The organism is Dyella sp. 2YAF14 (assembly GCF_052114725.1).
Taxonomy (GTDB): Bacteria; Pseudomonadota; Gammaproteobacteria; order Xanthomonadales; family Rhodanobacteraceae; genus Dyella.
Genome location: NZ_JBFRFH010000001.1, coordinates 137,638 through 150,518, shown reverse-complemented (window position 1 = coordinate 150,518; position 12,881 = coordinate 137,638). Strand labels below are relative to the sequence as shown.

Annotated in this window: 15 protein-coding genes; 7 read left to right on the top strand and 8 right to left on the bottom strand. The window is 64.1% G+C overall.

The features are described 5' to 3' along the window. Position 1 precedes the first annotated feature (1 nt). On the bottom strand, positions 2-448 hold the full coding sequence (locus AB4Y82_RS00740) for a DUF2147 domain-containing protein (protein ID WP_441603496.1): 447 nt from the start codon (positions 446-448) through the stop codon (positions 2-4). 148 nt (positions 449-596) lie between these two features. Here AB4Y82_RS00740 and apbC point away from each other — a divergent pair, with 148 nt between their 5' ends. The 3 genes from apbC (at position 597) to AB4Y82_RS00725 (ending at position 3,520) form a co-directional block, all read left to right on the top strand. Continuing rightward, on the top strand, positions 597-1,685 hold the full coding sequence (gene apbC, locus AB4Y82_RS00735) for an iron-sulfur cluster carrier protein ApbC (protein ID WP_441603495.1): 1,089 nt from the start codon (positions 597-599) through the stop codon (positions 1,683-1,685). Between the two features lie 675 nt (positions 1,686-2,360). Next, the gene (gene dcd, locus AB4Y82_RS00730) at positions 2,361-2,927 is read left to right on the top strand and encodes a dCTP deaminase (protein WP_441603494.1); all 567 of its coding nucleotides are present in this window, start codon (positions 2,361-2,363) and stop codon (positions 2,925-2,927) included. 131 nt (positions 2,928-3,058) lie between these two features. Next, entirely contained in the window at positions 3,059-3,520 is a 462-nt protein-coding gene (locus AB4Y82_RS00725; protein ID WP_441603493.1) for a hypothetical protein, read from the top strand. Positions 3,521-3,587: 67 nt separating this feature from the next. Here AB4Y82_RS00725 and AB4Y82_RS00720 read toward each other — a convergent pair whose 3' ends face one another. Together AB4Y82_RS00720 and AB4Y82_RS00715 are read right to left on the bottom strand one after the other, a co-directional pair. Beyond that, positions 3,588-4,004, bottom strand: a complete 417-nt coding sequence (locus AB4Y82_RS00720; protein WP_441603492.1) for an HIT domain-containing protein — start codon at positions 4,002-4,004, stop codon at positions 3,588-3,590. Beyond that, on the bottom strand, positions 4,001-4,672 hold the full coding sequence (locus tag AB4Y82_RS00715; protein ID WP_441603491.1) for a dienelactone hydrolase family protein: 672 nt from the start codon (positions 4,670-4,672) through the stop codon (positions 4,001-4,003). The genes AB4Y82_RS00720 and AB4Y82_RS00715 overlap by 4 nt, the downstream gene beginning before the upstream one ends. 117 nt (positions 4,673-4,789) lie before the next feature. On the opposite strand from AB4Y82_RS00715, the gene rimO reads away from it, so the two are divergent. The 4 genes from rimO to AB4Y82_RS00695 all read left to right on the top strand — a co-directional run bounded on the left by rimO (position 4,790) and on the right by AB4Y82_RS00695 (position 8,613). Further along, positions 4,790-6,109, top strand: coding sequence for a 30S ribosomal protein S12 methylthiotransferase RimO (rimO, locus tag AB4Y82_RS00710; protein ID WP_441603490.1), 1,320 nt, complete (start codon positions 4,790-4,792; stop codon positions 6,107-6,109). Between the two features lie 13 nt (positions 6,110-6,122). Then, complete coding sequence (locus AB4Y82_RS00705; protein ID WP_441603489.1) at positions 6,123-6,926, top strand: DUF3025 domain-containing protein; 804 nt, start codon at positions 6,123-6,125, stop codon at positions 6,924-6,926. Between the two features lie 80 nt (positions 6,927-7,006). Then, positions 7,007-8,050, top strand: coding sequence for a phosphate/phosphite/phosphonate ABC transporter substrate-binding protein (gene phnD, locus AB4Y82_RS00700; RefSeq protein ID WP_441603488.1), 1,044 nt, complete (start codon positions 7,007-7,009; stop codon positions 8,048-8,050). A gap of 71 nt (positions 8,051-8,121) precedes the next feature. Next, positions 8,122-8,613 carry a hypothetical protein gene (locus AB4Y82_RS00695; RefSeq protein WP_441603487.1) on the top strand — a complete coding sequence of 164 codons (492 nt, stop codon included), beginning with the start codon at positions 8,122-8,124 and terminating at the stop codon, positions 8,611-8,613. Here the strand turns inward: AB4Y82_RS00695 and greB are convergent, their stop codons facing one another. The 5 genes from greB to AB4Y82_RS00670 form a co-directional block, all read right to left on the bottom strand. Then, the gene (gene greB / locus AB4Y82_RS00690) at positions 8,614-9,111 is read right to left on the bottom strand and encodes a transcription elongation factor GreB (protein ID WP_441603486.1); all 498 of its coding nucleotides are present in this window, start codon (positions 9,109-9,111) and stop codon (positions 8,614-8,616) included. It lies immediately after the preceding gene. Between the two features lie 99 nt (positions 9,112-9,210). After that, complete coding sequence (locus AB4Y82_RS00685) at positions 9,211-9,642, bottom strand: hypothetical protein (protein WP_441603485.1); 432 nt, start codon at positions 9,640-9,642, stop codon at positions 9,211-9,213. A gap of 145 nt (positions 9,643-9,787) precedes the next feature. Continuing rightward, the gene (locus AB4Y82_RS00680) at positions 9,788-11,062 is read right to left on the bottom strand and encodes a hypothetical protein (protein WP_441603484.1); all 1,275 of its coding nucleotides are present in this window, start codon (positions 11,060-11,062) and stop codon (positions 9,788-9,790) included. Between the two features lie 39 nt (positions 11,063-11,101). After that, a complete protein-coding gene (locus tag AB4Y82_RS00675) occupies positions 11,102-11,260 on the bottom strand; it encodes a hypothetical protein (RefSeq protein ID WP_441603483.1) in 159 nt (52 codons plus the stop codon). A gap of 10 nt (positions 11,261-11,270) precedes the next feature. Next, on the bottom strand, positions 11,271-12,776 hold the full coding sequence (locus tag AB4Y82_RS00670; RefSeq protein WP_441603482.1) for a helicase HerA-like domain-containing protein: 1,506 nt from the start codon (positions 12,774-12,776) through the stop codon (positions 11,271-11,273). Positions 12,777-12,881: the final 105 nt, after the last annotated feature.

The window sequence follows — 12,881 nt, the reverse complement described above, 5'->3', positions numbered from 1 at the left end:
CTTACGGCTGGCGCTGCCACTCCTGACTGCGACCGAGCAGCGAGAACCCGATATACCCGCGCACGGTCAGCTTGCTGCCGTCTTCGCTGGGCTGCAGCTTCACCTTGTAGATCTTGCCGGTCTTGGGATCGAGGATCTTGCCGCCGTCCCAGATGTCGCCGTCCTTGTGCACGCCCCACATGATGTTCATGCCTTCGACGGGCTTGTTCTTGCGCTCGCCGTCGCAGTTCTTGCAGATCGGGTGCGGGCCCTCGTCGGACTGCAGCACTTCCACCACCGTGGCCTTCAGTTCGCCGCCTTCGTCGGTGATCTTCACGATGGACTTGGGCTTGCCGGTCTCATCGTCGATGGTTTTCCAGGTGCCTACCGGGGTGACCTCGGCGGCAAACACGGCGCTGGTACCCAGCATTAGCGCAGTGACTACAGCGATGCGTAGCAATGACTTCATGGATGCTCCTCCCGTACGAAAGCGTATGTTCCGAGCCTGACCGACTGGGCGCAAAGCCGTCAAGCTGCATTGCGAAAGCGCCGCAGGCCGTTGGGGGCTGCGCACACTGGCATAATGGGTGACCCCCATGACATCGCATCGAATCCCTATGACGCAGGCGAGTGAGGCCCTGGTCCGCCATATCCTTGGCGAACTTATTGATACCCATACCGGCGCCCCCCTGGCCGAGGCGATCCGCGCCGTGGGCGTGGATGGCGATCGCGTCTCGGTGGACATCCAGCTGGGCTACCCGGCCGCGAGCGTGGCCGATGCACTGGCCGCCAACGCCAAGCGCGTGCTGGAGGCCGATCCGGCCATCGCCGCGGCGTCGGTGTCGATCAGTACACGCGTGCACTCCCACAAGGTGCAGGGCACGCTGGCGCCCCAGCCGGGTGTGAAGAACGTGATCGTGGTCGCCTCGGGCAAGGGCGGCGTGGGCAAGTCCACGGTGTCGGCCAATCTGGCGCTCGCTCTGGCCGCCGAAGGCGCCAAAGTGGGCGTGCTCGATGCCGACATCTACGGTCCCAGCCAGCCGCGCATGCTCGGCATCAGCGGCAAGCCGCAGTCGCCGGACGGCAAGACCATCATTCCGCTGCAATCGCACGGCCTGCAGATCATGTCGATCGGTTTCCTCATCGAGGAGGAGACGCCGATGATCTGGCGCGGCCCGATGGTCACCCAGGCCATGATGCAGATGCTCAACGACAGCCGCTGGGAACAGCTCGATTACCTTATCGTCGACTTGCCGCCGGGTACCGGCGACATCCAGCTCACGCTGTCGCAGAAGGTGCCGGTGTCGGGCGCGGTGATCGTCACCACGCCACAGGACATCGCCCTGCTCGATGCACGCAAGGCGCTGAAGATGTTCGAGAAGGTCGAGGTGCCGGTGCTTGGCGTGGTGGAGAACATGGCCACCCACGTGTGCTCGAACTGCGGCCACGAGGAGCATATTTTCGGCGAGGGCGGCGGCGCACGCATGGCCGAGCAGTACAACGTGGCGTACCTGGGCTCGCTGCCGCTGGACATCCGCATTCGCGAACAAGCCGACGGCGGCACGCCGACGGTGGCCGCAATTCCCGATTCCGATCTTGCTGCGCGCTATCGGGAGATGGCCCGGAATGTGGCGGGGCGGTTGTCGCGGATGCCGCGGAATAAGTCGTTGGGGTTGGGGAAGATCATGGTGCAGGGGGCGCCGTAGGGGCTTTTGCCCGTCATCCCGGCGTAGGCCGGAGGCGCTTCTCAACAGCGAAGCTGGTCATCCAGGGCAGTGCGCTTGATTGTCGCCTAATCGCGATCTGGCTCGCCTGCCGCGGGCTTCCGTCCTCCTGCCGGAGGCCGGGTCACTTTCTCTTGCTTGCCCAAGAGAAAGTAACCAAAGAGAAGGGCCCCCCGGATGACGCGCCTTCCGGGCCTTCGGCCCTCCAGGTGCGCGTGCGGGTTACGGGGTTTTTCGACAGGACATCCCTGTCCTGTCGAAAAACTGGCCGCATCCATGCGGCCACCCTGCGGGCTTTCCTCCACCCGCCCGCCGCGTCATACGGGGACCCCGGGGGCAAGAGCCTAGAGCGGAGCCTAGAGCGGAGCCTAGAGCGGAGCCTAGAGCGGAGCCGAGGCGGGGAGCGGCACGGCAGGGCACTTCTGTGGGAGCGCACCCTGTGCGCGACAGCCACGCTGAGGTGTACCGCTTCGTAGGGTTGTCGCGCACAGGGTGCGCTCCCACAGACAAACAGGTACATCTTCGGCTCCACTGGCTAGCCAAATCCCCACAAAACCCCGTCTCATCCAGTTCCGACTGGCGGCCAACCATCACTTTCCGCTATTTTCCCAACCTTTACGCCATCCGGCGCGACAGATCAGCCCCTCGGGAGCACGAGTGAGCATCAAATCCGACAAGTGGATCCGCCGCATGGCCGAGCAGCACGGCATGATCGAGCCGTTCGAGCACGGCCAGGTCAAGACGCGCGACAACACCAGGCTGGTGTCGTACGGCACGTCGAGCTACGGCTACGACGTGCGTTGCGCGCGCGAGTTCAAGATCTTCACCAACATCAACTCCACCATCGTCGACCCGAAGGCGTTCGATCCGACCAGCTTCGTCGACGTGGAGGCGGATGTGTGCATCATTCCGCCCAACTCGTTCGCGCTGGCACGCACGGTCGAGTATTTCCGCATTCCGCGCAAAGTGCTCACCATCTGCCTGGGCAAGAGCACTTATGCCCGCTGCGGCATCATCGTCAACGTGACCCCGCTGGAACCGGAGTGGGAGGGACATGTGACGCTGGAGTTCTCCAATACCACCCCGCTGCCTGCCAAGATCTACGCCAACGAGGGCGTGGCCCAGATGCTGTTCCTCGAGTCCGATGAGGAATGCGAGACCAGCTACAAGGATCGCGGCGGCAAGTACCAGGGGCAGCAAGGCGTTACGTTGCCGCGCACCTGAAGCCGTCGTTCGCAGTTCTTTGCGATCGCCGTCACGTTCACCTGAATGGTTGCCGTCCGGGTTCGATGCATCAGGCCGGGGCGGCGCTACACTCTTTTTGTTCACATCGATGCCTTTGCAGGAGATCCCGCATGACCCGTTTTTCCACGCTGCTGACCCGCGCCGGCGCAGCCATCCTGCTGGGCAGCATGCTGGTGCTGGCCGGCTGCCACCGCGGCAGCGCCAAGGATGAAGTGCGCACCGCGGACATGAAGAGCCAGTTCGACGCGGTGATCCAGGCCTATAAGAGCGGCCAGTTCGTCGTCGACGGCGCGGTGCTCTCGGCACTGGATACCGGCAGCCACTTCGCCTACCTCAAGGACCAGGGCAAGCTGCCCAAGACGGTGCTGCTGGAGCCCAGCGACGACTCCAAGGTGCGCAAGCAGCATCTGCAGTACATGGCCCGTCTGCAGATCGACTACGGCTTCACCGTGTACTACGACGACGGCGGCACGCTGAAGAAGATCAGCGTGGTCGACACCAAGGCGCGTGATCTTGAAGATTACAAGGCGCCGGTGAAGGCCGAAGCCCCGCCGCCGCAGCAGCACATGTAAGCTCGCTGTTGCATTGAAAAAGCCCGCGGATTTCGCGGGCTTTTTTTGTGCCGCTGGAAGTGATCGCTCAGCCCTCCAGCGCGTCGCGCAGCCTCGTCTGCAGCGACGCCATGGCTTCGTCGCCATAAGGCGCTGCCGCGCCGCTGCCCCATACCGGGCCCGGCCACGCGGCATCGCCTTCGCGTCGGCCGACGACGTGCACGTGCAGCTGGCGCACGATATTGCCCAGGGCGCCGAGATTGAGCTTGTCGAACGCCCCAAGCGAACGCAGCGCCTGCGAGGCGTGACTCACTTCGCGCCACAGCATGGTCTGCTGCTCGATGGGGAGATCGCAGATCTCCACCATACCGGGCACGCGCGGAACCAGCACCAGCCAGGGAAAGCGCGTGTCGTTCATCAGCAACACGTCGCACAACTCAAGCGAGGCGACATGGCGCGTGTCATTGCGCAGGCGCGAATCGAGCACAAACCCCGCATCGCTCATGCGCCTTGCACCAGGTGTTTGTCGAAGAAGGCCAGCGTGCGCTGGTAGGCGAGCCTGGCGCTGGCTTGGTCGTATTGCGGTCCCACATCGCGGTTGAAGGCGTGGCCGGCGGGGTAGGTGAACACTTCCATTTGCGGCAGCATGTCGCGGTGCTTCTGCACCGTTTCCGGCGGAATGGATGTGTCCTTTTCGCCGAAGTGGAACATCACCGGCGCCTTGGGCTTTTCGCCAAGAAATGCCGCATTGCGGGCGCCGTAGTAACTGACCGACGGCAGACCCAGTCGCAGCGCCGCCAGCAGCGCGACGGTGCCACCCCAGCAGTAACCCACGGTGCCGATGCGTCCGGCCGAGCTGATCGCCTCGGCGGCACTGGCGACGTCTTCCACCGCGCGGTCCAGGCCTAGCTCGGTCACCAGTTCGCGGCCGCGCTGCATGCCTTCGTTGTCGTATTTCAGATCCACCCCGGTCTCAAGATGATCGAAGAACGCCGGGGCAATGGCGGTATAGCCCGCCTGCGCAAAGCCATCGGCGACATGGCGGATATGCTCGGTGACGCCGAAAATCTCCTGGATCACCACGATGCCGCCCTTGGGCTTGCCCTCGGGCTGGGCAAGATAGGCGCCGATGCACTGCATGCGCGTGGTGTTGAGATTGATGTGCTGACCCATGGGGCGTGCTCCTGAGGCGTCAAAAGGCAATTCTAGCCATTCAGCAAGTCAAGCCGGTGTGGCGGCCGGGTGTGCGATACAATCTCCCGTTTTCCGCATAGTTACGGTCCCCACGCCATGTCGCAGGTCTCGCCCAAAGTCGGTTTCGTCAGTCTTGGTTGCCCCAAGGCGCTGGTCGATTCCGAACGCATCCTCACCCAGCTCAAGGTCGAGGGTTACGAGATCGTGCCCAGCTACGGCGCTGCCGACGCCGTGGTGGTGAACACCTGCGGCTTCATCGATGCCGCCGTGCAGGAGTCGCTGGACGCCATTGGCGAAGCGCTGCATGAGAACGGCAAGGTGATCGTCACCGGCTGCCTGGGCAAGCGCTCGGAGCTGATCCGCGAGGCTTATCCGGATGTGCTCGCCATTTCCGGTCCGCAGGACTATGCGAGCGTGATGCAGGCGGTGCATGCGGCGCTGCCGCCCAAGCGCAATCCGCTGCTGGACATCATTCCGGACACGGGTGTGAAGCTCACCCCGAAGCACTATGCGTATCTGAAGATTTCCGAAGGCTGCAATCACCGCTGCAGCTTCTGCATCATTCCCTCGATGCGTGGCGACCTGGTGTCGCGTCCGGTCGACGAAGTGCTGTTGGAAGCCGAGCGCCTGGTCAAGGGCGGCGTGAAGGAATTGCTGGTGATCTCGCAGGACACCAGTGCCTACGGCGTGGACGTGAAGTACGCCGAGCGCCAGTGGCGCGACAAGAGCTACCGCACGCGCATGACCGAGCTGTGCGAAGGCCTGTCCGAACTCGGCGTGTGGTCGCGCCTGCACTACGTCTACCCGTATCCGCACGTGGACGAAGTGATGCCGTTGATGGCGGAGGGCAAGATCCTGCCGTATCTCGATATCCCGTTCCAGCATGCGAGCCCGCGCATCCTCAAGCTGATGAAGCGCCCGGGCAATATCGACAAGACGCTGGAACGCATCCGAAACTGGCGCAAGGTCGTGCCTGATCTCACCATCCGCAGCACCTTCATCGTGGGTTTCCCCGGCGAGACCGATGCGGAGTTCGAAGAGCTGCTCGACTTCCTGCGCGAGGCCGAGCTCGATCGCGTCGGCGCGTTTGCCTATTCGCCGGTCGATGGCGCCAAGGCGAATGAACTGCCGGGTGCGGTGTCCGAAGAGCTGAAGGAAGACCGCCTGGAACAGTTCATGGCGGTGCAGGCAGAGATTTCCGCCGCCAAGCTGCAGCGCAAGATCGGCCGCAACATGAAGGTACTGGTGGACGAGGCTGGTGCGAACGGCGCCGTGGCACGTTCGGCCGCCGATGCACCGGAGATCGATGGCGTGGTGCACATCGCCAACGGTCAGTTGCTGAAGGCAGGGCAGTTTGTCGACGTGGTGATTGAAGCCGCCGACGAGCACGACCTGCACGCCCGCCTGGCCGGCTAAACGCGGTGGCGTGATGCGTTACGTCGCGCCATCCCGCGAAAGCGTCGATCCCGCAGTGTTCGCGCGCTGGCCGCTGGTCGGCTGGCGTGAATATGCGAGCTGGATGCAGGGGCCACATTGGCCCTCCATCGATGAACTCAACGAAGCCAGGCCTGTCGGCCAGCGCGAGCGCTTCGTGGCGCAGACAGCCGCCTTGCTCGAAGACGGCTTGCACTACGAACAGCGCATTGCCGAGCGTGGCGCCATCGCCACGCGCGAGGCGAACTGGCACGATCTGTTCAATGCCTACGCCTGGTTGCGTTACCCCTCGTTGAAGCGCGCGCTCAATGCGCAGCAGATGGCAGAGATTGCAATCATGGGCACGCGCGATCGATCGCGCGCCCAATATGCGATGACGCACTTCGACGAGGCTGGCGTGATCGTGAATCTGAAGGATCGCCACTTGCTCGATCTGTGGGACAGCCACGATTGGCATGGGCTGTTCTGGCGCGAGCGTTGTGCCTGGACGGACGGCCGGGCCTGCGTGCAGGTGTTTGGCCATGCCTTGCTCGAACACGCGCTAAGCCCGGGCAAGCTGCTGGTGGGGAAGGCGCTGGTCTTCCTTGGGCCTGGCAGTGGGGACCAGATGGTGGCCGCCGCAGCCGATGGCATCGGCGCGGGAAAGCTGCTGCGCGATCCCCTGGACCTGCGCCCCTTGCCCCTGTCGGGCCTGCCGGGATGGCGTGCCGACAGCGAAGTGGAGTCGTTTCATCGCCACGCCGAGTGCTACCAGCCGCGTCGCGAAGGGCGCGCCTATCCCTCGCCGGTCGAGCTCTGAGCGACCGTTACGTCCCTGCAACAAATTGCGGCGGCCTGCCAATCGCGCTACAACGAACCCAGCGGGGCTGGGGAGCGCGCATGGAAACGGCTGGGCGGGCACGCGTTGGACGGGGACCTGGATGGTGGCTCCGCACACTTTGTGCGGCCTGCCTGCTGGTGCCTGTCGCGCGCATACGCGCCGACGAGGTGGTGCAGGGCGCAGTCGCTCCAGCCATCCACTTCGGGATCTTGCCGATCGGCAGCGCCGCGGAATCGCGCGAGCAATGGCGCCCGTTGCTGGAAGACCTTGAGCGCAAGCTCGGCCACCCCGTCACCACCGTTTCCGTCAGCAGCTATGCGGGCCTTTCGGGAGCCATTGGCGACCAGCGCGTGGACATCGCGTTCCTGTCCGGGCGTCTGGCCATCGAAGCGGTGGAACACCAGCACATGAGCGTGGTGGCGCAATTCCTGCGCAACGATGGCGCGAAGGGCAATAACGCCATGCTGATCGTGCGAGCGGATAGTCCCATCCACTCGCTCAAGGATCTGCTCGCCAAGCCCGGACGCTGGCGCTATGCGCGTGGTGAAACCTTGTCGGTCACGGGCTATGTGGCGCCGGAAGCGGAGGTGTTTGCAGCCAAGGGGCTCAACTCCGATACGTTTTTCGCCCATGTGCGTGTGGGCAACCATCAGAACAATATCCTTGCCGTGGCCAACGGCGAGGTGGACGTGGCGACCTGCAACAACCCCGATCTGGATCTGTTCCGCCGCAATTTTCCGGCGGAAGGAACGCAGCTGCGGGTGATCTGGCGTTCCCCGCTGATCCCTTCAGGCGTGTTGGTGGTGCGCGATGGCATGAGTGAGCCGCTGCGTGGCCAGCTGATCGCTTTCATGCGCGGCTATGGCCGGGCGCCTGGCGCTGCCGGCGATCGCGAGCGCGCCAATCTCGCCCGCATTCCCGACCTGGCCGGCTTTGCCAAAGCCGACAACAACGTGCTGCGGCCTTTCGTTGATCTGGAATTTCGCCTGATGCGCGAGCAGGCCATGCACGCCCGTTGGGTCAACGATCAGGCTAAAACGATGCGGCTCAAGCAGATCGATGCGGATTATCAGCACGCGATGAAGCAACTTCTGCACGACTGAGCGGTCATTGAACTGCCCGATGCCAGGGTGACGCCTTTGCCAGCTAGAATGGCAGCTTCCCGGAGATACCTATGCCTGCTTTTGATCGTGTCGTTTCTGCGTGCCGCGTGGCCGTATTCGCCCTGGTGTTGGGCGCAACGACGCTGGTGCACGCGCAGGAGACACTGCCGGCATTGCCGGATGCGGACAAGCAGCAGATCAAGAAATACACGCTCAGCGAAGACGCCTTCGGGCGCCTTGCCGCCGCTACACGCGAAGCCCGCGCCACCGGCATTCCGCCGCAGGCGGCTCCCGATGCCAGCAAGGTGCACAGCCTGGACGACCTGGCCAATCAGGCGATGGCGGCCGATCCGCGCATCCCGGCCCTGGTGAAGAAATATGGCTTCACGCCGCGCGAATTCATGCTCGCCAATATCGCCTTGATGAATGCGGTGATGGCGGTGCAGGCACGCAATGATCCCGCCTTGTCAGGCAATCTCAACCAGGTATGGGTCAACGCGGACAACATCCGTTTTGTCGAATCGCATCAGGCAGACGTGCAGGCGCTGCTGCAGGGGCGATGATCAGTAGTTCACCGCCACGATCACGAAGCGCGTGCGGCCACTGGGCAGCTCCGCTTCGAATTCGTCGTCCAGGCGTTTCTTCAACACCGCGCGGGCCAGCGGCGAGTCGATGCTGATCCAGCCCCGGCGGGCGTCAGTCTCGTCCGGCCCTACGATGCGGTAGACGACGCTTTCGCCGGAGTCGACGTTCTCCAGCTCGATGCTCGCACCGAAAAACACCAGCTCCTGATCTGCCGGCGAGCCCTCGGCCACCTTGAGCGACGGAATGCGTTTGCTGAGATAGCGCGCGCGTCGATCGATCTCGCCGAGCTGCTTTTTGCGATAGGTGTATTCGGCATTCTCCGAGCGATCGCCCTCGGCCGCCGCGGCCGCCAGCGCTTTGACCACTTCCGGGCGCAGCGTATGCCAAAGATGATCCAGCTCGGCCTTGAGCTTCTCGAAGCCTTCGCGCGTGATGATGGCGGTGGATGAAGGCGAGGGTGGGCGCCAGCGGCTCATGCGTGGGTCATTGCGTTGGGTTGCTCATCGCACCGATTTTAGCTGGACTGGCGCCTGAGCGGTGACGGGAGCGACGTCCGTGCACTCCCGTCAGTAGTTTCAGGGCGAATTGACCATCGCGTCCATGTCGCTGACATTCATCGGGCCAAAGGCGACGGTGTCGGTGTGCGAGGCGATGAACTGGCGGAATTCGATCGACGACTTGGCGCCTATCGTCAGCCCCTTGGCCTTGGCCGCATCGTCTTCTTTCTTCTGCTGCGCATCGGTCAATGCAGGTGCAATGGCGATGTAATCCCAGGAGTCGCCCTGGTAGTGCGCATACCACTGCGCGCGCGGCAGGCCGAGCTGCTTGTCGATGGCGTCGCGATCGGCCATCCATTTGAGAAAGGCTTCGTGTTTGCCGGGAGCGACCCGATACAGCGAAATGACCGCGCGGGGCGGCTCCTTGGCCGCCGAGGTGCTTTGGGCGAAGGCGACGGGGGTCGCCAGCATCAGGCCCAGCCATACGAACTTGCCGATGAAGTGACGCATGAAACTCTCCTTGTGCACCAGGTGTGAGCCGGTCGTGTCGACGGCCGCGGAGCGCCGGAATCGCTTGCGGACGGGGCGGTGCACCAAAGGAGTTGGCTTGCGCACGCTACACCCGCTTCCGGGCGAGCCGCAACACGACTTGCGACTAGTCGAGCGCCGGTGTCCGGGAGATGCCGGGCCCCTGTTGCAGCTGGGTTGCGTACGCCACCAGCGATGGATGCAGCGGATGCCCGCTCCACGTTGCTGCCAGCTTGCCCAGCAGCACGGCTGCCTCGGCGTGTTGACCGAGCCGCTCGGCCATCTGCCTGGCGGCGAGCAGGCCCAGGCGCGGGCACTCGGACGAGCGCGGCCAGCGCGCAAGGTAGCCGCGGCCTAGCTTCAGCGACAATCGCGTCATGCCCGCGCTGGACGCGAGTTCGGCCAGCGTGGCAACGCTTTCCGGCGCATCGGGCAGGAAGTTCGGATCGATCTCCATACATTCCTGCACCAGCCCAAGCGCGCGACGTGGCTCGCCGTTGGCCATCAGCGCCGCGATCCAGATCTGCCCATGCTCGAGCAAACCGGCGGTCAGGCCTTCTTGCTTCAACAGCTCGCGATACGCCTGATGCAGCGACGGCGGCGCACTGTGTCCCTGCATGCGTTCCACCAGCATGCCGATGGCAGCGCGACGATCGACCTTCGCCATGTCGCGCACCGCGATCAGCAGGCGCTCGTCTTCGTCCTGGCCGCTTTCGCGCGCCAGCACGTCGGCTTCCGGCTGCAGATCGAAACGCTCGTGATGCCGATGGATCATGACGCCCATCAGATGCAGGTTGAAGATGATCAGGTAGGTGTAGCTGAACGCGAACAGCGGTTGCCACAGGATGGCCAGCAGGCTCGGCTGCAGCAGCGATGGCAGCATGATCAGCAGGCCGGTGACGAGGTTGATGACCACCGGAAGGAAATAACCCGCGCCCAGCCGACCGATCACCTTCTGCCAATGCAGCGGATTGAACGCGTTGGCCTCGTCGCCGAAGGCCAGCGACATGTCGATGGCGGGCAGGGTGAGCGAGAAGAACAGGATCAGCGGCCAGAACATCGGCGCATAAATCAGCTTGCAGGCGACGCAGGCGAGGACCACCAGCATGTGCAGCAAGGTGAGCGCGCGGCCGGCCGCGGCGTTTTCATCCATGCCGACATCGGGCGGCTCGGCAAAGCCATTGGCCGTATGTACCAGACAGGCCGCCGCGTAGCGCCAGCGCGCCAACCACAGGAAGAAAGCGAAGCACATGCCGATGATGCCGGGCAGTATCGTCAGGCACTGGCCCAACCCCAGCAGCACACAGGTAGCCAGCGCTGTGCCACGCAACGGATAGGACAAGCCCGCGATCAAGCGGTCCGCCAGCGGCGCACGTGGCGATACGGGTTTAGGTCGCGGCATGCGCAAGCGTTTTAACCTCAGGCGGCAGTGCTTTGAATGCTAGGGAGCGCGAACGCAGGTGATGAAGCCATGCTTTTCCAGCCAGCCATCTTTGTGGTGCCGACACAGGAATCGTCCCATCGAGCCGTTGGCATAAAGCAGCAAGAGCACGAGCAGGGCGGCTACCAGGACGACGGCGATGATGCGTGTCTGCGACATGACGGATCCCTCAGCGCTTGCCGCCAAAAATGCCGCCCAGCACGCCACGCACGATCTGCTGGCCCAGGCGCGAACCGGCCGCGCGCACGGCGGACTTGGCCATCGCTTCGACCATGCCCTGCCGGCGGTTGTTGCCCAGCAGGATCTCGCGTGCCGCATCCGTCCAGCCGCCGCTTTGCTGGGGCGCCGCACCGGCCGGTGCCTGCCTGGCCACCACCTGCGGATCGGCGGCCTTTTCCGCGGCGCGTTTGGCGAGCATTTCGGCGGCCGACTCGCGATTGATCGCCGTGTCGTACTTGCCGCCCACCGGCGAGCGTTGACGCACGGTGGCGCGCTCCGGCTCGGTGATCGCACCGATGCGTGCCGTGGGCGTGGTCACCATCACGCGCTCGACCGGCGAGGGCACGCCGCCGTCGCGCAAGGTCGACGCCAGCGCCTCGCCCACCGCAAGCTGGGTGATGGCCTCGCTTACGTTGATCTTGGGATTGGCCACGAACGTTTCGGCGGCGGCCCGGACTGCCTTTTGATCGCGCGGCGTGAACGCACGCAGCGCGTGCTGCACGCGATTGCCGAGCTGACCGAGGATATTGCCCGGTACGTCATCGGGATTCTGCGAACAGAAGTACACGCCCACGCCCTTGGAGCGGATCAGGCGCACGACCTGTTCCACCCGTTGCAGCAAGGCGGGCGGCGCGTCGTCGAACAGCAAGTGCGCCTCGTCGAAAAAGAACACCAGCTTGGGTTGATCCAGATCGCCCACTTCGGGCAACTGCTCGAACAACTCCGACAGCAGCCACAGCAGGAAGGTGGAATACAGGCGCGGTTTGAGAATCAGCTGATCGGCGGCCAGCACATTGATCACGCCGCGGCCGCTCATGTCCTGGCGCATCAGGTCGGCCAGTTCCAGCGCGGGCTCACCGAAGAACTGGTCGGCGCCATCCTGCTCCAGCTTGAGCACCGCGCGCTGGATCGCCGCGATGCTCTGCGTGCTGATCAGGCCGTAGTGGGTGGAAATGTCCTTGGCGTTTTCGCTGGCGAAGCCGAGCATGGCGCGCAGATCCGACAGGTCGAGCAGCAGCCAGCCCTGGTCGTCGGCCACCTTGAAGATCACTTCGAGCACGCCTTCCTGCGTGTCGTTGAGTTCCAGGATGCGGCCGAGCAGGGTAGGGCCCATCTCGCTGATGGTGGCGCGCACGGGATGGCCGAGCTTGCCGTAGATGTCCCAGAAAATGACCGGGTTGGCTTGCGGCTTCCAGTCGTTCAGATGCAGCTTGGCCAGGCGCGCCTTGAGCTTGTCGCCCGGTTCGCCCGCGGCCATCGACAGACCGGCCAGATCGCCCTTCGCATCGGCCAGAAAACAGGGCACGCCGAGCTTCGAAAAGCCTTCGGCCAGCACCATCAGCGAGACCGATTTGCCGGTGCCGGTGGCGCCCGCAATCATGCCGTGGCGATTGCCGTAGCGCGGGTCCAGGCTAACGCTGCTGCTGTCGTTGCTGCCGATCAAGATCTCAGTCATGGCGTTCCATCCATAGGGTGCACCGCGATTGTAGCCATGCGTCAGCTTCTTGCGGTCGCCCATTGAATCAGGACATTTCCGGTTGAGTCCCTGCTCCGTGCGCAG